Raw genomic sequence first — 22,519 nt, forward strand, 5'->3', positions numbered from 1 at the left:
CGCTCCCACGGGAACGGTGTATGCAGTCGAAGAGAGAGTCACCCGCGGTATTTGTTTACCACCTCTCGACCCGTAATTCAGTTTTACCTCCGCAGGAGCGGCACAAGGTTTATCCTGTCGCGCTTACGGAGGTTTTTTATGCAGATCTATAAAGTCGGTGGCGCCGTGCGCGACCGTCTGCTGGGCAAACCGGTTACTGACGTCGATTGGGTAGTGGTCGGTGCGACCACTGAAGACATGCTGAAGAAAGGCTATCGCCCTGTCGGTACGGACTTCCCGGTTTTCCTTCATCCGCTGACGGGCGAGGAATACGCGCTGGCCCGTACCGAACGCAAAAGCGGACGCGGGTACGGCGGCTTCGTTTTTCATGCCAGCCCTGACGTTACCCTCGAAGATGATTTGATCCGTCGCGACCTGACCATCAACGCCATCGCCGAAGACAAGGAAGGCAATCTGACCGACCCATACGGCGGTCAGCACGACCTTAAAGCCCGGGTTTTACGCCATGTTTCCCCCGCGTTCGCCGAAGATCCGCTCCGCGTTTTGCGTGTAGCGCGCTTCGCCGCCCGATACGCACCGGACGGCTTCAGCATCGCCCCTGAAACGCTGCAGCTGATGCGCCAGCTCAGTGAGTCAGGCGAGCTGGATGCGCTGACGCCGGAGCGCAGCTGGAAAGAAATTTCTCGGGCTCTTATGGAAAAGCAGCCGCAGGTGTTCATTCGTACATTGCGCGACTGCGGTGCCCTCAAGGAGCTTTTGCCGGAAGTGGACGCGTTGTTTGGCGTCCCGCAACCCGCTGCCCATCACCCGGAAATAGATACTGGTGAGCATGTATTGAGCGTGCTGCAGCAAGCAGCCATTCACCAGCAACCGCTGAGCGTACGCTGGGCGTGCCTGATGCACGATCTGGGTAAAGGCCTGACACCGGAGGCTGACTGGCCAAGGCATATTGCCCATGAACATATGGGCTTGAGCTTGATCAAGGCTGTGAACGCGCGATTCAAGGTGCCACGCGATTGCCAGGAACTGGCGCTGCTGGTGGGCCAGTACCACACCCATGGCCACCGGGCTCTGGAACTGAAGCCCTCAACCGTGCTTGATCTGCTGCAAAGCTTCGATGTCTATCGCCGACCACAGCGTTTTGAAGACTTCATCATTGCGTGCGAAATGGACGCCCGTGGCCGACTTGGCTTCGAGCAGCGTGATTATCCACAAGCAGACTATCTACGCGGCGCAGCAGACGCAGCAAGAGCCGTTTCAGTACAGCCGCTGATCGAAAAGGGTTTCAAGGGACAAGAACTGGGTGAAGCGCTCAAAAGCGAACGCCTGGACGCGCTGAAGGTTTACAAGGCGCAGTACAACAGCTGAGCTGCAGGACTTGAATCGGATTGATTTCCTGTGGGAGCGAATTCATTCGCGAAAGCGGTATTCCTGGCGACAAATGTGCATCGAATGTACTGGCCTGGTCGCGAATGAATTCGCTCCCACAGGTTCGGTGATTCTGTTGGAGCGACCGGCGTGGCGCTCCCACAAATCTCTCAACCCTTACCCAACAAACTTTGCGGCGTCAGCGGCATCCCCCGCCACTCAAACGCAACCGGCCACAGCTGTTGCTCAATCTGCGCGCACGCCCAAAGCTGCTCGAAAGAAGTGCCAGCCTCAGGGTGCACACGATCCGGTGCAATCAACGACAGCGGCCAGAGCACAAACGCATTTTTGAGAATTTCGGCGCGAGGCAGTATTAATCCGTCGAAGTTACCCACCTGATCGCCATACAACAGCACGTCGATGTCCAGCGGCAAGCCCTTGCGGTCCGGTGCGTAGCGACCGTTGTCGGCCTCGATGAATTTCAGTCGGCGGTCCAGTTCCATCAACGGCAGCTCGGTAAAACCGGTCACCACCAGATTGAAGAACAGGCCACTCTTGATCCCGACCGGCTGGCTCTCGAACACCGCCGAGCAGGTCATTTCACTGACGAACCCGTCCAGCGCTTCGAGCCCGGCAACCAGATGCTTTTCGCGCTCTATGTTGCTGCCCAGGCCGAGGTAAACCCGTGTCAGCGACATCCGCGCTCGATCTCCACACCCACACCCTTGGCGGCCGCAACGGCACCCGGCTTGGTCAGTTTCAGGTGCAGCCAGGGAATGTGAAACTCGCTCATCAGGACTTCAGCCAGACGCTCGGCAAAGGTTTCCACCAACTGAAACTGCGCCTTGTCGGCAAAGTCCAGAATGCGCGTGGACACGCTCGCGTAGTCGAGCGCCTTGCTCAGGTCATCGCCCGCCGCAGCGGGCCGGTTATCCCAGGCAAAACTCAGGTCCAGGCGCAGGCACTGGCGAATGCCCCGCTCCCAGTCGTAGGCACCGATAACGGTATCGACTTCCAGACCCTCAATGAACACTCTGTCCAAGCACCACTCTCCACTGCACGACAAGGGCGCGATGCGCCGTTAGAATCAGGGCTTCCCAGCCCGGAATAGTTAGCATGTTTTGGTTACTGGCGATTTTCGCCTACCTGCTTGGCTCACTGTCCTTCGCCATACTCCTGAGCCGCCTCACTGGCAGCCCGGACCCGCGCGCCAGCGGCTCTGGCAATGCAGGCGCGACCAATATGTTGCGTCTGGCCGGCAAGAAACTCGCGATCCTGACCCTGCTTGGCGACCTGTGCAAAGGCCTTCTGCCTGTACTGATCGCCAATCTGGCGGGGATGGATCCCAGGGCGCAAGCCTGGATTGGGCTCTGCGCGGTACTGGGCCATCTGTTTCCACTCTACTTTCGCTTCCGGGGCGGCAAGGGTGTTGCTACCGCCGCAGGCATGTTACTGGGGCTCTACCCGCCCGCCGCCGCTCTCGCAATCTGCGTCTGGGCATTGGTGTTCTACCTGACCCGTACCAGTTCGATCGCCGCGCTGATCGCAACGCCGATGACCCTGCCGCTGCTCGCCTGGCAAGAGCCCAGGGCATTACTGCCGATGACCCTGCTCACACTGCTGATCGTCTGGCGTCACCGCGGCAATCTACGCGACCTGTTTGCAGGGCGCGAACGGCATTTTTGAATCACCGAGGTGAATCTGCCTCACGTAACCGCTTACAGACCTTGCAACTGTTCCATCGGCCAACGGGCCTGGACGCTGATGCTCAAATCCTCTTTCTGACCTGCCTGCAACCGCTGGCATCCTGCGAAAGCGATCATCGCGCCATTATCGGTGCAGAACTCGGGACGAGCATAGAAAACATGGCCGTTTAGCTCGCCCAGCATCTTCTCCAGTGAGGTGCGCAAGGACTTGTTGGCGCTCACACCGCCCGCAATCACCAAACGTTTCATCCCGGTCTGTTTCAATGCCCGCTTGCACTTGATGGTCAGAGTCTCTACCACCGCCTGCTGGAAGGCCAGAGCGATGTCGCAACGAGTCTGCTCGCCGTCGTCCCCAGCGCTCTGGCATTGCTGCCAGGTTGTCAGCGCGGAGGTTTTCAAGCCACTGAAGCTGAAATCCAGCCCGGGACGGTCAGTCATGGGACGCGGGAATACAAAGCGCCCCGCGACACCTTTGATGGCACGTGCCGCAATTTCAGGTCCGCCGGGATACTGCATGCCCATCATTTTTGCGGTTTTGTCGAAAGCCTCGCCAGCCGCGTCATCCAGTGTCTCGCCCAACAGCTCATACAAGCCGATACCGTCGACCCTGACCAATTGCGTATGACCGCCAGAAACCAACAAAGCGACGAACGGAAACTCGGGAGGCTGCGCTTCAAGCATCGGCGCCAGCAGGTGGCCTTCCATATGGTGAACGCCCAGCGCCGGGATGTCCCAGGCAAACGCCAACGCCTGAGCGCACGACGCGCCAACCAGCAATGCGCCTACAAGGCCCGGCCCTGCTGTGTATGCGATGGCATCTATATCGGTCGCCACCGTGCCCGCATCGGCCATGACCTGACGAATCAGGGGCAGCATGCGCTTGACGTGATCACGTGAGGCAAGCTCAGGCACCACACCGCCATAGGCACGATGCAGGTCGATCTGACTGAACAAAGCGTCGGCCAGCAGCCCACGCTCACTGTCGTAGAGCGCGACGCCGGTTTCGTCGCAAGAGGTTTCTAATCCCAGTACTAGCATGGGTTTGCGCCTTGTAGAGGCTGAATTCGAAGGCGCGCATAATAGTCGCCACCCGCTATGCCGACCAGCGGTTTTCGATCAGAGGCTTTGCATTCCTCTCAATGAGGGGTTAACATCCGCAACCCTTAAAAACCGACGTACTTATGTGCAGTCTTTGCACGAGACGTTGACCCCGGTAATGAATGAAGGTAGCTCTGGATGCCAGCCGTCAAAGTTAAAGAGAACGAACCCTTCGACGTAGCTCTGCGTCGTTTCAAGCGCTCCTGCGAAAAAGCCGGTGTTCTGGCTGAAGTTCGTAGCCGCGAATTTTACGAGAAGCCTACTTCTGAGCGTAAGCGTAAAGCAGCAGCCGCTGTTAAGCGTCACGCCAAGAAAGTACAGCGCGAACAGCGCCGCGCCGTTCGTCTGTATTAATTTACAGACGTCTGTCGCAAGCTTCTGCAATGCCCGGCCTCAAAGCCGGGCTAGCGGCAGTTAAGGCAAAGCATAAAGCTACATTGAAGAAGAACACTGGCACGCACATGCGCACCAGCCACTTCCTCGAAGCACGTCCAGCCTGAGATTCAGGCCACGTTGATCACGTCATCATGACGAACGCATCAAGGTGAATGACGAGTATGCCTTGATGATCTTCGCAAGAAGTTCAGCCAAGGCTGCGTCGCCCTCGACACGCTGAGCATCGCGAATGGTCCGCAAAACGGTATTCGATTTGCTACAAACAGCAACACGCTTCAAAGCCGCCACTGCCTGATTTCAATTGCCTGATGTTTACAACAGGCTACGGGTAGATTGCTGGCAGCTACCATTCCAGATGATGATAAGCAGCCGCGCTGAGACCAGGTTGTGCATGCCTCAATGGCATTACAGAAAGGTCAGCGGCAGCCGTTACATTCTGGATTCGCCACGATCTGCATGGCGGAACGCTTGATATGAGAACGATATGGCCGGGCTGATTCCCCAAGGCTTCATTGACGACCTACTGAACCGCACCGACATCGTCGATGTTGTCAGCTCACGTCTGCAACTGAAGAAAACCGGGAAGAATTTCAGCGCCTGCTGCCCGTTCCATAAAGAGAAAACCCCGTCTTTCAGCGTCAGCCCAGACAAACAGTTCTATTACTGTTTTGGCTGTGGCGCAGGCGGCAACGCCCTCGGCTTCATCATGGACCACGACAATCTGGACTTCGTCCAGGCCGTCGAGGATCTGGCTAAGTCTGCGGGCATGGAAGTCCCCAGGGAACAGGGTGTAAAAGGGCAAAAGCCACGACAGCCTGTGGATTCGCCACTTTACCCGCTGCTCACCGCTGCCGCCGAGTTTTACCGCCTAGCGCTTAAAAACCATCCCACGCGCAAAGCAGCAGTGGAATACCTGAAAGGTCGCGGCCTTTCAGGCGAAATAGCCCGGGACTTCGGCCTTGGCTTTGCACCACCCGGCTGGGACAACCTGCACAAACATCTGAGCAGCGACACGCTCCAGCAAAAAGCGATGATTGATGCGGGGCTGCTGATCGAAAACGCCGAAACCGGCAAGCGCTATGACCGCTTCCGGGACCGGGTGATGTTTCCGATCCGTGACAGCCGCGGCCGCGTCATCGCCTTTGGCGGACGAGTACTGGGCGACGACAAGCCCAAGTACCTGAACTCGCCGGAAACACCGGTCTTCCATAAAGGCCAAGAGCTTTACGGCCTTTTTGAGGCGCGAAAATTCAACCGCAACCTCGATGAGATCATCGTCGTGGAAGGCTATATGGACGTCATTGCTCTTGCCCAGCAAGGCCTGCGCAATGCCGTCGCCACACTGGGCACCGCGACCAGCGAAGAGCACCTGAAACGACTGTTCAGGGTCGTACCCAACGTACTGTTCTGTTTCGACGGGGATCAGGCAGGTCGCAATGCCGCATGGCGCGCACTGGAAGCAACACTTTCCAGCCTGCAGGACGGGCGCCGCGCACGATTTCTGTTTCTGCCCGAAGGCGAGGACCCGGACACCCTGGTTCGCGCTGAAGGCACCGACGCGTTCAAGGCGCGCATTCATCAGCATGCCCAGCCATTGGCCGACTACTTCTTCGAACAGTTGACCAAAGAAGCCGACCCACGCTCGCTGGAGGGCAAGGCCCACATGGCCACCCTCGCAGCACCGCTGATCGACAAGGTACCCGGCGCCAACTTGCGCACGCTGATGCGCCAACGATTGACACAAATAACCGGCCTGACCAACGAAAACGTCAGCCAACTGGTGCAAAACGCACCAGCAGAAGCGCCACCGAGCTACGACCCCGGCTTCGATTATGACGCCATGCCCGACTATGCTGATTACCAGCCACAGGGCGGATATGAAGCGCCCCAGCAAGAATGGACCCCGAAAAAATCCGGTGGTCAGGGCCAGAAAAAGTGGGAAAAGAAGCCGTGGGACAAAAAAGGTAGACGCGGAGATGACGAACCACGTGCCCCGCGCACGCCGACGACCGTCGAACCACCAACGTTAACGGCGTTGAGAACACTTCTGCATCACCCGGAGCTGGCCGAGAAAGTCGAAGATGCCAGCCACTTTGCGGCAGAAGACCATACATATGCGCAGCTACTGGTCGCTTTGCTTGAAGCTTTGCAAAAAAATCCGAAGCTGCGCTCGCTGCAACTGATCGCCCGCTGGCACGGCACCGAACAAGGCCGATTGCTGCGAGCATTAGCGGAAAAGGAATGGTTGATCTCGGCCGATAACCTTGAACAACAGTTTTTCGACACTATAACTAGGTTATCCGCCCGCCAACGCGAGCGCAGCCTGGAGCAATTAATCAGGAAGGAACGCCAGTCAGGCCTGGACGCAGATGAAAAACTTCTGCTGCTCAAGCTGTTAAATCGGAATGTTCCTGCACAAACCCCGACCTCAACTGGCGCGTGAGGTCATAGCTCGGGTATAATCCTCGGCTTGTTTTTTGCCCGCCAAGACCTTCAGTGGATAGGGTGTTATGTCCGGAAAAGCGCAACAGCAGTCTCGTATCAAAGAGTTGATCACCCTGGGTCGTGAGCAGAAGTATCTGACTTACGCAGAGGTCAACGACCACCTGCCTGAGGATATTTCAGATCCCGAGCAGGTGGAAGACATCATCCGCATGATTAACGACATGGGGATCCCGGTACACGAGAGTGCCCCGGATGCGGACGCCCTGATGCTGGCCGACGCCGATACCGACGAAGCAGCCGCAGAAGAAGCGGCAGCAGCGTTGGCAGCGGTTGAGACCGACATTGGTCGCACCACTGACCCTGTGCGTATGTATATGCGTGAAATGGGTACGGTCGAGCTTCTGACCCGTGAAGGCGAAATTGAAATCGCCAAACGTATCGAAGAAGGCATCCGTGAAGTGATGAGCGCAATTGCGCACTTCCCTGGCACGGTTGACCACATTCTCTCCGAGTACACCCGTGTTACGACAGAAGGCGGTCGCCTGTCTGACGTACTGAGCGGCTACATCGACCCGGATGACGGCATTGCGCCGCCAGCTGAAGTCCCGCCGCCTGCCGACCCGAAAACAGCCAAGGCTGCCGAAGGCGACGACGACGAGGAAGAGAAGGACGAGTCCTCTGACGACGAAGAAGAAGTCGAAAGCGGTCCCGATCCAATCATCGCCCAGCAGCGTTTCGGTGCGGTTTCCGATCAGATGGAAATCACCCGCAAGGCCCTGAAAAAGCATGGTCGCGACAGCAAGCAGGCAATTGCCGAGCTGGTTGCGCTGGCCGAGCTGTTCATGCCGATCAAACTGGTTCCTAAACAGTTTGAAGGTCTGGTCGAGCGTGTTCGTAGCGCACTTGAGCGTTTGCGTGCTCAGGAACGCGCCATCATGCAGCTGTGTGTACGTGATGCACGCATGCCGCGCGCCGATTTCCTTCGCCAGTTCCCAGGCAACGAAGTCGACGAAAGCTGGACTGACGCACTGGCTAAAGGCAAAAGCAAATACGCTGAAGCCATTGCCCGCCTGCAGCCTGATATTCAGCGTTGCCAGCAAAAGCTGACCGCGCTGCAGACCGAAACCGGTCTGACGATTGCTGAAATCAAGGACATCAACCGTCGCATGTCGATCGGCGAGGCCAAGGCCCGTCGCGCGAAGAAAGAGATGGTTGAAGCGAACTTGCGTCTGGTTATCTCGATCGCCAAGAAGTACACCAACCGCGGCCTGCAATTCCTCGATCTGATCCAGGAAGGCAACATCGGTTTGATGAAGGCGGTGGACAAGTTTGAATACCGTCGCGGTTACAAGTTCTCGACATACGCCACGTGGTGGATCCGTCAGGCAATCACTCGTTCGATCGCCGACCAGGCACGCACCATCCGTATTCCGGTGCACATGATCGAGACGATCAACAAGCTCAACCGTATTTCCCGGCAGATGTTGCAGGAAATGGGTCGCGAACCGACCCCGGAAGAACTGGGCGAACGCATGGAAATGCCTGAGGACAAGATCCGTAAGGTATTGAAGATCGCTAAAGAGCCGATCTCCATGGAAACCCCGATCGGTGATGACGAAGATTCGCACCTGGGTGACTTCATCGAAGACTCGACCATGCAGTCGCCAATCGATGTTGCTACCGTTGAAAGCTTGAAAGAAGCGACTCGCGAAGTTCTGTCGGGCCTTACTGCCCGTGAAGCCAAGGTTCTACGCATGCGCTTCGGTATTGATATGAATACCGACCACACGCTGGAAGAAGTGGGCAAACAGTTCGACGTAACCCGTGAGCGTATTCGTCAGATTGAGGCGAAGGCTCTGCGCAAGTTGCGCCACCCGACGCGAAGCGAGCACCTGCGCTCGTTCCTCGACGAGTAAGCAACACAAGCTGTACACAAAACCCCCGGCCCTGCCGGGGGTTTTGCATTCTGGATCAAAAAAATTCAACTTCGAGTGACGGTTTTCTCAGTACGGCTACACTCTGTCTAATTGCTATCCGCCATCATGAGGCTGCCATGATTCAACTGCCGGCCATTATTTTTGTCTTCGCTATAGGCTCCCCGGCAGCCGCCCACACTGAAAACTTTTCTGCACTTGCGCAGAAAGTGACGTCAACGCCCTACACGCATGGTTTTAGTCTCGGCTCCATGGCTGGAACCTTGCTTGCGGCGTCTGTCGACACAACGATCCAATCAGAATCTGGGCGCGCAAGCAGCCAATCGGTCGCACAACTTGCAACCCTGGAACCACAACCAGACTTCAAACAAAGAGCCGATAGCGCATCGTTCAGAGAGACCTTTCTGCTTTACGGCTTACCCGGCCTGTTGCTGCTCTGCACCGTTCTCATCATCGTGATTCGTGTTAATCGCCAGCTTAGCTCCGAAATAACACGGCGTATGGAACTGGAACAGCAGCTGCGAAGCAGCGAATATCACTACCGCAGCTTGATTGAAAGCCTGTCCGCTATTGCCTGGGAGGCCACCCCGGGAGATTACAGCTACAACTACGTCTCACCTCAAGCCGAGAGCTTACTGGGCTATCCACTGCAAAAATGGCGGGAGCCAGGCTTCTGGCGCAGCATCGTCCACCCTCAGGACCTGCAAAAAACAGAAGCTCTTTGTAGCCAGGCAGCCAAGGCGGGCAACGATCACAGCGTAGATTACCGAGTCATCAGCGCTGACGGCAGAACACTCTGGATACGAGACATTGTCAGCCTGATCAAGCGCGGTCGCGAACCTGTCATGCGCGGCTTGATGATCGATATCAGCGAAACCAAGCAAACCGAAGAAGCCTTGCGACTTTCCGAAGGTAAGTTCGCCTCTGTTTTTGCTCAATGTCCGGACATTCTGATAATTGCGAGCCTGATCGACGGCACACTTCTCGAAGCCAATACAGCGTTCGTCGAACAGATTGGCCTTCAGGCCAATGACGTCATTGGTAAAACTCCGACCGAACTCGGCATCTGGGGCGTTCCCGGTGTAGGCCCCGGGATGCTGGAACGCCTTCAGAAAGGCAGCATTCGCAACCTTGAGATGCCATTTCGACGACGAGACGGCCGCACCTTCTCCGGGCTGGTGTCCGCCGAACCTTTCGATCTGGACTCCACTCCAGCCGTAGTTGTGGTGGTTCGCGATATCACCCAACTCAAACAGGCGCAGCAGCAACTTCAGCTGTCTGAAGAAAAATTCGCCAAGTCATTCCACTCATCCCCTGACGGTCTGCTGATAACCCGGCAGCGCGACGGCCTGCTTGTTGAGGTCAACGAAGGGTTCAGTCGCATGACCGGCTACGACAGCGCCGCTTCGCTTGATCAGTCCACAGTGGATCTGGGGATCTGGGCCAACCTGAACGAACGCGGCCAACTTCTGGAGCTGCTGAACCGCGACGGTTTCGTCCGTGATTTCCGCAGCCACATCAGACGCAAAGACGGCCAGATCAGGCTCTGTGAAATATCATCACGCCCGCTGCTTATCGCTGGCGAAGATTGCATGCTGACCATTGCCCGAGACATTACCGAACGCCATCAAATGCAGGAAAAGCTGCAACTTGCCGCCACCGTTTTCGAAAGTACCGCCGAAGGGGTTCTGATTACTGATACCCGCCAGCGTATCAACGCTGTCAACCGCGCATTCAGCGAGATCACTGGCTACAGCGAGCAGGAGTCCCTTGGTCAGACCCCTCGCCTGCTCGCCTCGGGCCTGCATGACAGCGCGTTCTATGCCGCCATGTGGTACCAGTTGACGGCAGAAGGACATTGGCAGGGAGAAATCAGCAACCGACGCAAGAACGGGGAGGTTTACCCAAGCTGGCTGACGATCAGCGCGGTACGAAACAAGGAAAAGTTCATTACCCACTTCGTTGCGGTGTTCGCCGACATCTCCAGCCTCAAGCATGCTCAGGCACGCCTCGACTATCAGGCTCATCACGACCCGCTCACGGGGCTCCCCAACCGCACGCTATTCGAGAGCCGCCTGCAAGCCGCCCTTCTCCACAGCCTGGAATCCAATAGCCTCGGCGCAGTCCTGTTTCTGGACCTTGACCGCTTCAAGCACATCAACGACAGCCTGGGCCATCCTGTCGGCGACCTGCTGCTCAAAGGAATCGCGCAACGCCTCAAGGAGAACCTGCGCGATATCGACACCGTGGCGCGCCTGGGAGGAGATGAGTTCATTATCCTGCTGCCTGGCCTGCTGCACCCTAGTGATGCGGAAGCCATCGCGACAAAAATATTGATCTGTTTCACGGCCCCGTTCCAGGCGGGCGAACATGAGTTTTTCATGAGTGCCAGCATTGGTAGCTGCCTGTTCCCCACAGATGGTCAGGACGTAGCTACCGTGGTGAAAAATGCTGATGCCGCGATGTACCGCTCCAAAGCCAAAGGCCGCAATCGCGTCGAAAGCTATACAGAGGACCTCACCTCCCAGGCCAGCGCCCGGATAGCCTTGGAGCATGAACTGCGCAGAGCTATAGAACGCAATGAGTTCAGCCTCTGCTATCAGCCGAAAATCAGCCTGCTCAGCCAGCGACTGGTTGGCGCAGAGGCCTTGCTTCGCTGGGCACACCCGACCCTCGGCGAAGTGCCACCGGAGCACTTCATTCCATTGGCAGAAGAGAACGGCATGATTCTGCAGATCGGCGACTGGGTACTTGAGCAAGCCTGTCTGCAAATGCGCGAATGGAACAAACGCTACGCCCCTTTCGGCGCGTTGTCGGTGAACCTGGCGGGTGCCCAGTTGCGGCAACCGAACCTCTTGGCGCGCATCGAGCAACTGCTCTCGGATTACCACCTTGCCCCTGACTGCCTGCAACTGGAGATCACCGAGAACTTCATCATGAGTCAGGCCGAGGAAGCCCTGGCCGTTTTGCACAAGCTCAAGACACTCGGCGTACAGCTGGCTATCGACGACTTCGGCACGGGCTATTCGTCCCTGAGCTATCTGAAACGCTTGCCGCTGGACATCCTGAAAATAGACCAGTCATTTGTGCGCAGCCTGCCCGACGATCCACACGACGTCGCTATCGTCCGCGCAATCATCGCGCTGGGCCGCAGCATGCAACTGACCGTCATCGCCGAAGGCGTGGAGAACAACGAACAGCAGCAATTCCTGGCCAACGAAGGCTGCGAACAGATCCAGGGCTACATCGTCAGCCTCCCCCTCCCGCCCGATGAATTCAGCACGAAATTTCTTCGTACGACTCTTTCGGACTTTTCGGATAGCACAGCGTCGAAACCGCCGTTATAATCCGCGGCCTACTGAGGGCCTATAGCTCAGTTGGTTAGAGCAGGGGACTCATAATCCCTTGGTCCACGGTTCGAGTCCGTGTGGGCCCACCACTATTGAAAAAGCCGCGCTAATGCGCGGCTTTTTTGTTTTGGGTTGAATGCTTTCATGCGAACGAAACGATTGAAAAGTTCTTAATAGGGGCTTATCGGGCCCTTTTAAGGACTGAGTCGCGACAACGCTGCGAAGCAACGGACGCCTCCCTGCGGGAGCGAATTCATTCTCGAAGGGAGCGTTGCATCCGATAAAGATCTGTCGCCTGTGATGCCCCATTCGCGAATGAATTCGCTCCTACCGGTGTCCCCAAGCAGCACAGCGCCCACAAAAAAGCCCGCATCGTTGCGGGCTTTTTCATTGCTCAATCAACCATCACTCAGTTGATTTTGGCATCCAGTTCGCCGCGCGCATAACGCTCGAACATGGCGTCCAGGGAGATCGGCTTGATCTTCGAGGCATTGCCGGCGGTGCCGAACGCTTCGTAGCGAGCGATACACACGTCACGCATGGCCGAAACAGTCTTGGCCAGGTACTTACGTGGGTCGAACTCGCTTGGGTTCTTCGCCATGAACTCACGGATGGCACCGGTAGACGCCAGGCGCAGGTCGGTGTCGATGTTGACCTTGCGCACGCCGTGCTTGATGCCTTCAACGATTTCTTCAACCGGTACGCCGTAGGTTTCTTTGATGTCGCCGCCGTACTCGTTGATGATTTTCAGCCACTCTTGCGGAACAGAAGAGGAGCCGTGCATCACCAGGTGAGTGTTAGGAATGCGTTTGTGGATGGCCTTGATGCGCTCGATCGCCAGGATGTCGCCGGTAGGCGGCTTGGTGAACTTGTAAGCGCCGTGGCTGGTGCCGATGGCGATGGCCAGGGCATCAACCTGAGTTCTTTTGACGAAGTCAGCGGCTTCTTCCGGATCGGTCAGCATCTGGCTGTGATCAAGAATGCCTTCAGCGCCAACGCCGTCTTCTTCGCCAGCCATACCGGTTTCCAGCGAACCCAGAACACCCAGCTCACCTTCTACCGACACGCCACAGGCGTGGGCGAAGGAAACAACGCGACGGGTTACGTCAACGTTGTAGTCGTAGGTGGTCGGCGTTTTGCCGTCGACACCCAGCGAGCCGTCCATCATCACCGAGCTGAAGCCCAGCTGGATCGAACGCTGGCAGATATCAGGGCTGGTACCGTGATCCTGGTGCATGACCACCGGAATATGCGGGAACTCTTCCACGGCGGCCAGGATCAGGTGACGCAGGAACGGCGCGCCAGCGTATTTACGGGCGCCGGCCGAGGCCTGAACGATCACCGGGGAATCGGTCTTGTCGGCCGCTTCCATAATGGCGCGCATTTGTTCCAGGTTGTTCACGTTGAAAGCTGGGACGCCATAACCGAATTCGGCTGCGTGGTCCAACATCTGGCGCATGCTGATAAGTGCCATTGTCTGTCTCTCTCCCGGTAGGGTCGTTATCGTGCAAACCTGCCGTAGCGGCGGCTGCTATTCAAGTTCTACGCATGAGCCCTGAAGCCATGCGCTGGATCATCGGTGCAGCTTGTTCAACGCTTCTTGCAACCGCGCCCGATCAAATCATTGGTAGCGTCCCAGTACACCAGGCCTTCGTCGCCCTTGTTCTGGAAAGCCAGTACACCATTGCTATAGAGCGATGGCGAGCCAGGCTCGGCGGTCAGCCGGAAGACCTGATCGCTTTCATTCAGGCGTACATCAACTTCGGCCTTGGCCTGGTCAACATAACGCCAGTGGACCTCGGCTTTGCTGTCGCAAACCCAACTGGTCCAGGTATTACCTGTTTGCGGAGCCTTCATGCTGGCGCAACCACCAAGCACTGCAAGTGTCGCAAGGGCAATCAAGCCTTTCATTACATCTCCTGGCCTGCCCTGGGAAGCAAGGCAAATGCCAGTCGCTTCAATCTTCAGGGGCAGTTCTGTTCCTGATTCCGATCATCGGCCGGCTCACCCGTAGCCTGCGCTTCAACCCGTTGAGTATTCTGGGTCGTGGGCACGTTTACGGACGCCGGGCTGAGCACTTCACAGGTCTTGGCACGAGTACCAGGACTGCTACAACCGGCGAATATCACACAACTCATCAAGGCCAGGGCGGCGATTTTCATGGTGAAGTTCCTTATTCAGAAAAGTTATCCACCCTTTAGTGACCACCACTGGCTCAAGATGTTGCCAAACTCATCTCCGCGATCGCATCTTAACGGCAGGCCACCGGGCCGAGATTGGGCATGAATTCGTACTTGTCCAGGACAGCCTCACCGCCGCGCTTGTAGATCACGGGTACGGTCTCCGCCTGCCAGTTCGCTTGATAACAGCTCAGTTGAACCAGCGCAGGCTCACGCACAACCTCTACGGCTTCCGGCTCAGTGGCGCAGCCAGCAAGCAGTACAGCGATGATGAGCAGCGGTAGCGGCCTGAGCATTTCATTTCCCTTTTGCACAGCCTGATCCTCAGGCCTTGGCGCGCTGTTCCAGAATTTCCACGGCGGGCAAGACTTTGCCTTCGACGAACTCCAGGAAGGCGCCACCACCGGTAGAAATGTAGGAGATTTGATCCGCTACGCCATATTTGTCGATTGCAGCCAGCGTATCGCCACCGCCTGCGATGGAGAACGCCGAGCTTTCGGCAATGGCTTTAGCCAGGGTTTTGGTACCTTCGCCAAACTGATCGAATTCAAACACGCCAACCGGGCCGTTCCACAGAATAGTCTTGGAAGATTTCAACAATTCGGCGAAATGCGCTGCAGTTTGCGGGCCGATATCCAGAATCATGTCGTCATCGGCAACATCGGCGATCAGTTTGACCGTAGCGGCTGCGCTTTCGGCGAATTCCTTGGCCACAACCACATCAACCGGCAGTGGCACGCTGACCTTGGCGGCGATTTCGCGAGCGGTATCCAGCAGGTCTGGCTCGTACAGTGACTTGCCAACCTTGTGGCCTGCCGCAGCCAGGAACGTATTGGCAATACCGCCACCGACGATCAACTGGTTGCAGATGGCGCTCAGGCTGTTGAGCACGTCGAGTTTGGTAGACACCTTGGAGCCGGCAACAATGGCGGCCATTGGCTGGGCCGGAGCGCCAAGGGCTTTGCCCAGTGCTTCCAGCTCAGCAGCCAGCAACGGGCCTGCCGCAGCGACTTTGGCGAACTTGGCCACGCCGTGGGTCGAACCTTCAGCGCGGTGCGCAGTACCGAAAGCGTCCATCACGAAGACGTCGCAAAGGGCAGCGTATTTCTGCGCCAGTTCGTCAGCGTTCTTCTTCTCGCCCTTGTTGAAGCGTACGTTTTCAAACAGCACGATGTCGCCAGGCTTGACGTCAACACCGTCCAGATAATCAGCAACCAGTGGTACTTCACGGCCCAGGGCCTTGCTCAGGTAGTCAGCAACCGGTTTCAGGCTGTTCTCGGCGGAGAACTCGCCCTCGGTTGGACGACCCAGATGAGAGCAGACCATCACGGCCGCGCCCTTTTCCAGCGCCAGCTTGATGGTAGGCAGCGACGCCAGGATACGTGCATCACTGCTGACTTTGCCGTCCTTGATCGGGACGTTGAGGTCTTCGCGGATCAATACACGCTTACCTTGCAGGTCGAGCTCGGTCATCTTCAACACGGTCATGAGTGAATCCCTGTTTTTACTGTTGTGGGTCTGCGACGTGCAAAAAGTGCTCAGCAACGTCAAGCATTCGATTGGCAAAACCCCATTCGTTATCGAACCAGGCCAGCACGTTAACCAGCCGTGGGCCGGAAACGCGGGTCTGACTCGCATCGACGATGGCCGAATGAGGGTCATGGTTGAAATCACAACTGGCGTGCGGCAACTCGGTGTAGGCCAACAACCCTTTCAGCGGGCCGCTGGTAGCAGCCTCGCGAAGCAGGCGGTTGATCTCTGCTGCATCGGTATCCCGCGCGGTTTGCAACGTGATATCAAGACAGGATACGTTTACCGTCGGCACGCGAACTGCTTTGGCCTGAATTCGGCCCGCAAGTTCCGGAAGCAGCCGCTCAATACCACGCGCCAGACCAGTGGACACCGGAATGATCGACTGGAAAGCCGAGCGCGTACGGCGCAGATCTTCATGATGATAGGCGTCTATGACAGGCTGATCATTCATCGCCGAGTGGATCGTGGTGATGGTGATGTACTCCAGCCCTACCGCCTGATCCAGCAAGCGCAGCAACGGCACGCTGCAGTTGGTGGTACAGGACGCGGCGGAGACCAGCAGTTCGGCACCTGTCAGCTTCTGTTGATTGACGCCGAACACTATCGTGGCGTCGACGTCGGCTTCGCTGGCCATCGGCTGGGAAAACAGCACCCGTGGCGCGCCAGCATCAACGAAGCGCTGACCATCTTCACGGGTGTTGTAGACACCTGAACACTCGAGCACCAGATCAACTTCCAGCGCCGCCCAGTCAACGCCTTCTGGCGTCTCGCTGCGCAACACTCTGATCTTGTGATCATTGATATGCAGGTATTGCCCTTCGACCCGCACTTCGCCGGGAAACCGGCCGTGCGTGGAATCAAAGCGCGTGAGGTATTCGAGACTGGCCATGTCGGCCAGATCGTTGATGGCGACCACTTCAAACCCGGCCTTGGCCCCTCGCTCGCAAAGTGCGCGCACGACGCAACGACCGATACGGCCGTAGCCGTTTAGTGCAACTTTGTAAGGGCGGCGGTGCTGAGGCATGGGGTTCTCGATGAGTCACCAAAAAACTGTTGAGGTACACATTATGTGGGAGCGGTGCTTGCCCGCGATAAGGTCAACACGGTAATGGAGACCGAGTTGAATATATCGCGGGCAAGCACCGCTCCCACAGGTTTCGCCACAACAGGCTACATCGCTATCAGTCTTCCAGCAGCTCTTCAGCCTGACCCAGGATGTTTTCCAGGGTGAAACCGAACTCTTCGAACAAGGCTGGTGCAGGAGCCGACTCGCCGAATGTAGTCATGCCGATAACGCGACCTTCCAGGCCCACGTACTTGTACCAGAAGTCTGCGTGAGCAGCTTCGATGGCGATACGAGCGCTGACCTGCAATGGCAGAACCGCTTGCTTGTAGCCAGGATCCTGAGCATCGAAGACGCTGGTGCATGGCATGGAAACCACGCGTACGTTGCGGCCTTGAGCGCTGAGTTTGTCGAATGCCTGAACAGCCAGACCCACTTCCGAACCGGTAGCGATCAGAATCAGCTCGGGCTCGCCAACGCAGTCGCGCAGCACGTAACCACCGCGAGCGATGTCAGCCAGTTGGGCTTCGTCACGAGCCTGGTGAGCCAGGTTCTGACGAGAGAAGATCAACGCCGACGGGCCGTCGTTGCGCTCGATGGAGTACTTCCAGGCCACTGCCGACTCCACAGCATCCGCAGGACGCCAAGTGTCCAGATTCGGCGTAGTGCGCAGGCTGGTCAGTTGCTCGATTGGCTGGTGAGTAGGGCCGTCTTCACCCAGACCGATGGAGTCATGGGTGAACACATACAGCACGCGCTTCTTCATCAGCGAGGACATGCGCACCGCGTTGCGAGCGTATTCCATGAAGATCAGGAAGGTTGCACCGTAAGGCACGAAACCGCCATGCAGGGCGATACCGTTCATCATGGCGCCCATGCCGAACTCGCGTACGCCGTAATGCAGGTAGTTACCGTTGGCGTCTTCGCCCGTGATGCTCTTGCAGCCTTTCCAGATGGTCAGGTTGGAACCGGCCAGGTCAGCCGAGCCGCCGAGAAACTCAGGCAGCAACGGACCGAAAGCGCTCAGTGCATTCTGGCTCGCCTTACGGCTGGCAATGGTTTCGCCTTTAGCGTTGACTTCAGCGACGTAGGCAGCGGACTTTTCAGCGAAGTCAGCTGGCAGCTCGCCGCTCATGCGACGGATCAGCTCGTTGGCCAGCTCCGGGAATTCGGCGGAGTAGGCAGCGAAACGCTGATCCCAGTCGGCTTCAGCCGCCAGGCCTTTCTCTTTGCAGCTCCACTCGGCATAGATATCAGCCGGGATATCGAACGGGCCGTGGGTCCATTTCAGGGCGGCACGGGTCAAGGCGATTTCTTCAGCACCCAGCGGCGCACCGTGGGACTCTTCCTTGCCTTGCTTGTTCGGCGAGCCGAAACCAATGGTGGTCTTGCAGCAGATCAGCGTCGGCTTGTCGCTCTTGCGAGCGGTGTCGATAGCAGTCTTGATCTCTTCAGAGTCATGACCATCGACGTTGCGGATGACCAGCCAGCCGTAAGACTCGAAGCGCTTTGGCGTGTCATCGGTGAACCAGCCTTCGACTTCGCCGTCGATGGAAATACCGTTGTCATCGTAGAACGCGATCAGCTTGTTCAGACCCAGAGTCCCGGCCAGCGAGCCGACTTCGTGGGAGATGCCTTCCATCATGCAGCCATCACCCATGAACACGTAGGTGTGGTGATCAACGATGTTGTGGCCTGGGCGGTTGAACTGGGCCGCCAGCGTCTTCTCTGCAACCGCGAAACCCACGGCGTTGGCGAAACCCTGACCCAGTGGGCCGGTGGTGGTCTCTACGCCCGGGGTGTAACCGAACTCAGGGTGACCCGGCGTGCGGCTGTGCAGCTGGCGGAAATTTTTCAGGTCGTCGATGGACAGGTCATAGCCGGTCAGGTGCAGCAACGAGTAAACCAGCATCGAGCCGTGACCATTGGACATGATGAAACGGTCACGGTCGGCGAAATTCGGATTGCTCGGGTTGTGCTTCAGATAGTCGCGCCAAAGTACTTCGGCGATATCCGCCATGCCCATAGGGGCACCGGGATGGCCGCTGTTGGCTTTTTGCACGGCATCCATGCTGAGTGCACGAATGGCGTTGGCACGCTCACGACGGCTGGGCATCGCTGATCTCCTGGGAACTGGGAAAAGAATGGATCTGAAAAAGGCGAGCATTTTCCCTCAGGCACTGCCTGGGAGCAATGAAAGATAGCGGCTTGTGATTGTTTTTCCTGCGCGTGCTTCGTTATTTCTTCATCCCCGTGGCTATGCCGCCTCATAAAAGCGGCTTCAGGCGGCTCTGGATTCACCGCCCATCAAGCAATATCAAAACTTTTTGATATTGCCCTTGCGACATAGTCGGTCGCTAACTAGACTGCCTGCCCTATGAACCTGCGCGTACCTGCAATTCGCCACGACGACAGCGACGACCTCTCTGCCTTGTGCAAGGCTGGCGGCGATCCGTTGCGGCTGAATGTATTGCGCGCCTTGGCCAATGACTCCTTCGGCGTGCTGGAGCTGGCGCAGATCTTTGCCATTGGTCAGTCCGGTATGAGCCACCACCTCAAAGTGCTGGCCCAGGCGGATCTGGTTGCAACGCGACGCGAAGGCAATGCCATTTTCTACCGACGCGCCCTGCCCCATACCGGACAACCGGGCGGCAGATTGCACGCAGCGATGCTTGATGAAGTCGACATGCTGGCCCTGCCTCACGATGTGCAGTCACGTATTGGGCTGGTACACCGTCAGCGCGCCAATGCCAGTCAGGATTTTTTCGCCCGTACCGCAGAAAAATTTCGCGCTCAGCAGGACTTGATCGCCGGGCTTGCCCAGTACCGGGACAGCCTGCTGTCGCTGCTCGACAAATTGAACTTCGGTCCGCAAGCGACAGCACTGGAAGTCGGGCCGGGAGATGGCGGGTTTCTGCCGGATCTGGCACGTCGTTTTCAGCATGTAACCGCCCTGGACAACAGCCCGGCGATGCTGGAAATAGCCCGCCAGCTATGCGCGGTACAGGCATTGACTAATGTTGAACTGAAGCTCGCCGATGTACTGGATGCCGTCGATGTCAGCGCCGATTGCGTCGTATTGAATATGGTCCTGCACCATTTCGCCGCGCCGGCAGAGGCACTCAAACAACTGGCAAGTCTGTTGCAACCGGGCGGTAGCCTGTTAGTGACAGACTTGTGTAGCCACGATCAGAGCTGGGCCAAGGAGGCCTGTGGCGATCTCTGGTTAGGGTTTGAACAGGAAGATCTGGCCCGTTGGGCCATCGCTGCGGGGCTAGTTCCCGGGGAAAGCCTCTATGTAGGCTTACGTAATGGTTTCCAGATACAGGTTCGCCATTTTCAGCGACCGGCTGGCAACACTCACCATCGGTAAAATTCAGGAAACCCGTAGAGATGAGCGAATACTCCCTTTTCACCTCCGAGTCCGTGTCCGAAGGGCATCCAGACAAAATCGCCGACCAGATTTCCGATGCGGTTCTGGATGCAATCATTGCTCAGGACAAACACGCTCGCGTAGCCGTTGAAACCCTGGTCAAGACCGGCGTTGCAATCGTGGCTGGCGAAGTGACCACCAGCGCCTGGGTTGACCTCGAACAAATCGTTCGTGACGTGATCAGCGACATCGGCTACACCAGCTCCGACGTCGGTTTCGACGGTGCGACCTGCGGCGTGATGAACATCATCGGCAAGCAGTCTCCTGACATCAACCAGGGTGTTGACCGTGCCAAGCCTGAAGATCAGGGCGCCGGTGACCAAGGCCTTATGTTTGGCTATGCCAGCAACGAAACCGCCGAGCTGATGCCTGCACCAATCGCGTTCTCGCACCAGTTGGTCAAGCGTCAGGCCGAAGCCCGCAAGTCTGGCCTGCTGCCTTGGCTGCGTCCGGATGCCAAGTCGCAAGTGACTTGCAGCTATGAAAACGGCAAGGTTGTGGGCATCGACGCTGTCGTTCTGTCGACCCAGCACAACCCTGAAGTTTCCTACAACGATCTGCGCGAAGGCGTGATGGAACTGATCGTCAAGCACGTGCTGCCAGCTGAGCTGCTGCACAAGGACACCCAGTTCCACATCAACCCGACTGGCCAGTTCATCATTGGCGGCCCGGTAGGTGACTGCGGTCTGACCGGTCGCAAGATCATCGTCGACAGCTACGGCGGCATGGCCCGTCACGGCGGCGGCGCGTTCTCCGGCAAAGACCCATCCAAAGTTGACCGTTCGGCAGCCTACGCTGGACGTTATGTTGCCAAGAACATCGTCGCAGCTGGCCTGGCTGAGCGCTGCGAGATTCAAGTTTCCTACGCTATCGGCGTCGCTCAACCGACTTCGATCTCGTTGAACACCTTCGGCACTGGCAAGATCAGCGATGACAAGATCATCAAACTGGTCCGTGACATCTTCGACCTGCGTCCGTACGCGATCACCACCATGCTCGACCTGCTGCACCCGATGTATCAGGAAACCGCAGCCTACGGCCACTTCGGTCGTACGCCGCAAACCAAGACCGTCGGTAACGATACGTTCACCACGTTCACTTGGGAAAAAACCGACCGCGCCGACGCCCTGCGCGCCGCTGCCGGCCTGTAATACGCCTTAAGTTTCAGGCGTAACAAAAGCCCCTGGCGACCGTGGTCGTCAGGGGCTTTTTGGTTTTCGCCAGGTAAATCCGAGACATGTAGGAGCTGCCGAAGGCTGCGATGGCGGTGTGTCAGAGGAAATGCATTCGCAGCCTTCGGCAGCTCCTACAGGAAACCCCATTCCAGTTTCTAAGCCCTTCTTGCCACCAACAACACCGAAGCCGCACTGGCCAGCAATCCCGCGCACACCCGGTTGAACAATCGCTTGCCACTGGGGCGTGCAAACAGTCGGCGGGCGTGAAGGCCCATCCAGGCATAGATCGCAATCGCAAGACACTCCAGCGCCAGGAACAAAACCCCGAGTAATGCGAACTGCTCCGTCACGGACCCAGCCTGATCTACGAACTGCGGCAGAAAAGCGGTAAACAACAGAATCGCCTTCGGATTACCGATGGCCACCAGAAACTCCTGCCGCGCCAGGCTGAACATGCCTTTGCCTGAGCCTGTCACCCCGCCCTCTTCCTCAGGGCTGGCACGCCACAATTGCACCGCCAGATAAAACAGATAAGCCGCGCCCACGATTTTGATCACATGGAACAACCACTCTGAGGTGTGCAGCACCGCAGTCAGCCCCACTGCCGCCAGCGCAATCATGATCGCGAAAGCCAGCAAGCGTCCCAGCCCACCCATACAGGCACGGGCAAAACCGTAGCGTGTCGCATTGCTGATCGAAAGCAGGTTGTTGGGGCCGGGCGCCATGTTCAGCGCAAAGCAGGCCGGCACGAAGACCACCAGAGTCGAGATATCCATGAGTCACCCATCAGACCTGGACAAGGGAGTCGCCATATTGCAGGCAACGTTGCCAGTCTTGA

At 57.4% G+C, this 22,519-nt stretch carries 18 protein-coding genes, 1 tRNA gene and 1 pseudogene; 9 read left to right on the forward strand and 11 right to left on the reverse strand.

The genetic code is table 11. The annotated features are described in order from the left end of the window. Positions 1–138: 138 nt before the first annotated feature. Positions 139–1,368: a multifunctional CCA addition/repair protein gene (locus tag EE949_RS25950; RefSeq protein ID WP_122666917.1), complete on the forward strand. Its 1,230-nt coding sequence runs from the start codon at positions 139–141 to the stop codon at positions 1,366–1,368. A 170-nt stretch (positions 1,369–1,538) separates the two neighbouring features. Here the strand turns inward: EE949_RS25950 and folK are convergent, their stop codons facing one another. Next, on the reverse strand, positions 1,539–2,066 hold the full coding sequence (folK, locus tag EE949_RS25955; protein ID WP_122666918.1) for a 2-amino-4-hydroxy-6-hydroxymethyldihydropteridine diphosphokinase: 528 nt from the start codon (positions 2,064–2,066) through the stop codon (positions 1,539–1,541). Further along, positions 2,057–2,410, reverse strand: coding sequence for a dihydroneopterin aldolase (gene folB / locus EE949_RS25960; RefSeq protein WP_111758431.1), 354 nt, complete (start codon positions 2,408–2,410; stop codon positions 2,057–2,059). Before folB ends, folK begins: the two co-directional genes overlap by 10 nt. 74 nt (positions 2,411–2,484) lie before the next feature. Here folB and plsY point away from each other — a divergent pair, with 74 nt between their 5' ends. After that, positions 2,485–3,054: a glycerol-3-phosphate 1-O-acyltransferase PlsY gene (gene plsY, locus EE949_RS25965; RefSeq protein WP_122666919.1), complete on the forward strand. Its 570-nt coding sequence runs from the start codon at positions 2,485–2,487 to the stop codon at positions 3,052–3,054. Positions 3,055–3,086: 32 nt separating this feature from the next. On the opposite strand, the gene tsaD is transcribed toward plsY, so the two are convergent. Continuing rightward, positions 3,087–4,112, reverse strand: a complete 1,026-nt coding sequence (gene tsaD, locus EE949_RS25970; protein ID WP_122666920.1) for a tRNA (adenosine(37)-N6)-threonylcarbamoyltransferase complex transferase subunit TsaD — start codon at positions 4,110–4,112, stop codon at positions 3,087–3,089. 198 nt (positions 4,113–4,310) lie between these two features. Here tsaD and rpsU point away from each other — a divergent pair, with 198 nt between their 5' ends. The 5 genes and pseudogenes from rpsU (at position 4,311) to EE949_RS25995 (ending at position 12,386) form a co-directional block, all read left to right on the forward strand. Next, a complete protein-coding gene (gene rpsU, locus EE949_RS25975; RefSeq protein ID WP_002551877.1) occupies positions 4,311–4,526 on the forward strand; it encodes a 30S ribosomal protein S21 in 216 nt (71 codons plus the stop codon). A gap of 526 nt (positions 4,527–5,052) precedes the next feature. Next, on the forward strand, positions 5,053–7,011 hold the full coding sequence (dnaG, locus tag EE949_RS25980) for a DNA primase (RefSeq protein ID WP_122666921.1): 1,959 nt from the start codon (positions 5,053–5,055) through the stop codon (positions 7,009–7,011). A gap of 67 nt (positions 7,012–7,078) precedes the next feature. Next, positions 7,079–8,929, forward strand: coding sequence for an RNA polymerase sigma factor RpoD (rpoD, locus tag EE949_RS25985; RefSeq protein WP_122666922.1), 1,851 nt, complete (start codon positions 7,079–7,081; stop codon positions 8,927–8,929). A gap of 422 nt (positions 8,930–9,351) precedes the next feature. Then, positions 9,352–12,294, forward strand: a pseudogene (locus EE949_RS25990) (sensor domain-containing protein); the annotation flags it as partial. A gap of 15 nt (positions 12,295–12,309) precedes the next feature. After that, a tRNA-Ile gene (locus EE949_RS25995) sits at positions 12,310–12,386 on the forward strand. Positions 12,387–12,706: 320 nt separating this feature from the next. Here the strand turns inward: EE949_RS25995 and fba are convergent. From fba to tkt, 7 genes are all read right to left on the reverse strand, one after another. Then, positions 12,707–13,771 carry a class II fructose-bisphosphate aldolase gene (fba, locus tag EE949_RS26000; protein ID WP_122666923.1) on the reverse strand — a complete coding sequence of 355 codons (1,065 nt, stop codon included), beginning with the start codon at positions 13,769–13,771 and terminating at the stop codon, positions 12,707–12,709. Positions 13,772–13,887: 116 nt separating this feature from the next. Then, on the reverse strand, positions 13,888–14,208 hold the full coding sequence (locus EE949_RS26005) for an MliC family protein (protein ID WP_122666924.1): 321 nt from the start codon (positions 14,206–14,208) through the stop codon (positions 13,888–13,890). 53 nt (positions 14,209–14,261) lie between these two features. After that, on the reverse strand, positions 14,262–14,459 hold the full coding sequence (locus EE949_RS26010) for a hypothetical protein (RefSeq protein WP_122666925.1): 198 nt from the start codon (positions 14,457–14,459) through the stop codon (positions 14,262–14,264). 89 nt (positions 14,460–14,548) lie between these two features. Beyond that, a complete protein-coding gene (locus tag EE949_RS26015; protein ID WP_122666926.1) occupies positions 14,549–14,773 on the reverse strand; it encodes a hypothetical protein in 225 nt (74 codons plus the stop codon). A gap of 28 nt (positions 14,774–14,801) precedes the next feature. Further along, positions 14,802–15,965 (reverse strand): phosphoglycerate kinase, encoded by a 1,164-nt coding sequence (locus tag EE949_RS26020; RefSeq protein ID WP_122666927.1) that lies wholly within the window; start codon positions 15,963–15,965, stop codon positions 14,802–14,804. Positions 15,966–15,981: 16 nt separating this feature from the next. Beyond that, complete coding sequence (gene epd / locus EE949_RS26025) at positions 15,982–17,034, reverse strand: erythrose-4-phosphate dehydrogenase (RefSeq protein WP_122666928.1); 1,053 nt, start codon at positions 17,032–17,034, stop codon at positions 15,982–15,984. Positions 17,035–17,191: 157 nt separating this feature from the next. Then, on the reverse strand, positions 17,192–19,189 hold the full coding sequence (gene tkt, locus EE949_RS26030) for a transketolase (RefSeq protein WP_122666929.1): 1,998 nt from the start codon (positions 19,187–19,189) through the stop codon (positions 17,192–17,194). 261 nt (positions 19,190–19,450) lie between these two features. Here tkt and EE949_RS26035 point away from each other — a divergent pair, with 261 nt between their 5' ends. Then, positions 19,451–20,446, forward strand: a complete 996-nt coding sequence (locus tag EE949_RS26035) for an ArsR/SmtB family transcription factor (RefSeq protein WP_122666930.1) — start codon at positions 19,451–19,453, stop codon at positions 20,444–20,446. A gap of 20 nt (positions 20,447–20,466) precedes the next feature. Next, the gene (metK, locus tag EE949_RS26040; RefSeq protein ID WP_027901297.1) at positions 20,467–21,657 is read left to right on the forward strand and encodes a methionine adenosyltransferase; all 1,191 of its coding nucleotides are present in this window, start codon (positions 20,467–20,469) and stop codon (positions 21,655–21,657) included. A 179-nt stretch (positions 21,658–21,836) separates the two neighbouring features. Here the strand turns inward: metK and EE949_RS26045 are convergent, their stop codons facing one another. Beyond that, positions 21,837–22,457 (reverse strand): LysE family translocator, encoded by a 621-nt coding sequence (locus EE949_RS26045; RefSeq protein WP_122666931.1) that lies wholly within the window; start codon positions 22,455–22,457, stop codon positions 21,837–21,839. Positions 22,458–22,519: the final 62 nt, after the last annotated feature.

This window comes from Pseudomonas viridiflava (assembly GCF_900602065.1).
In the GTDB taxonomy this organism is placed as follows: Bacteria; Pseudomonadota; Gammaproteobacteria; order Pseudomonadales; family Pseudomonadaceae; genus Aquipseudomonas.

Coding starts and splice junctions, on each gene's coding strand:
- folK (WP_122666918.1), bottom strand. CDS start 2,066: ATGTCGCTGACACGGGTTTACCTCGGCCTGGGCAGCAACATAGAGCGC.
- epd (WP_122666928.1), bottom strand. CDS start 17,034: ATGCCTCAGCACCGCCGCCCTTACAAAGTTGCACTAAACGGCTACGGC.
- dnaG (WP_122666921.1), top strand. CDS start 5,053: ATGGCCGGGCTGATTCCCCAAGGCTTCATTGACGACCTACTGAACCGC.
- tsaD (WP_122666920.1), bottom strand. CDS start 4,112: ATGCTAGTACTGGGATTAGAAACCTCTTGCGACGAAACCGGCGTCGCG.
- EE949_RS26010 (WP_122666925.1), bottom strand. CDS start 14,459: ATGAAAATCGCCGCCCTGGCCTTGATGAGTTGTGTGATATTCGCCGGT.
- tkt (WP_122666929.1), bottom strand. CDS start 19,189: ATGCCCAGCCGTCGTGAGCGTGCCAACGCCATTCGTGCACTCAGCATG.
- rpoD (WP_122666922.1), top strand. CDS start 7,079: ATGTCCGGAAAAGCGCAACAGCAGTCTCGTATCAAAGAGTTGATCACC.
- EE949_RS26020 (WP_122666927.1), bottom strand. CDS start 15,965: ATGACCGTGTTGAAGATGACCGAGCTCGACCTGCAAGGTAAGCGTGTA.
- EE949_RS26005 (WP_122666924.1), bottom strand. CDS start 14,208: ATGAAAGGCTTGATTGCCCTTGCGACACTTGCAGTGCTTGGTGGTTGC.
- rpsU (WP_002551877.1), top strand. CDS start 4,311: ATGCCAGCCGTCAAAGTTAAAGAGAACGAACCCTTCGACGTAGCTCTG.
- EE949_RS25950 (WP_122666917.1), top strand. CDS start 139: ATGCAGATCTATAAAGTCGGTGGCGCCGTGCGCGACCGTCTGCTGGGC.
- plsY (WP_122666919.1), top strand. CDS start 2,485: ATGTTTTGGTTACTGGCGATTTTCGCCTACCTGCTTGGCTCACTGTCC.
- EE949_RS26035 (WP_122666930.1), top strand. CDS start 19,451: ATGAACCTGCGCGTACCTGCAATTCGCCACGACGACAGCGACGACCTC.
- metK (WP_027901297.1), top strand. CDS start 20,467: ATGAGCGAATACTCCCTTTTCACCTCCGAGTCCGTGTCCGAAGGGCAT.
- fba (WP_122666923.1), bottom strand. CDS start 13,771: ATGGCACTTATCAGCATGCGCCAGATGTTGGACCACGCAGCCGAATTC.
- EE949_RS26015 (WP_122666926.1), bottom strand. CDS start 14,773: ATGCTCAGGCCGCTACCGCTGCTCATCATCGCTGTACTGCTTGCTGGC.
- EE949_RS26045 (WP_122666931.1), bottom strand. CDS start 22,457: ATGGATATCTCGACTCTGGTGGTCTTCGTGCCGGCCTGCTTTGCGCTG.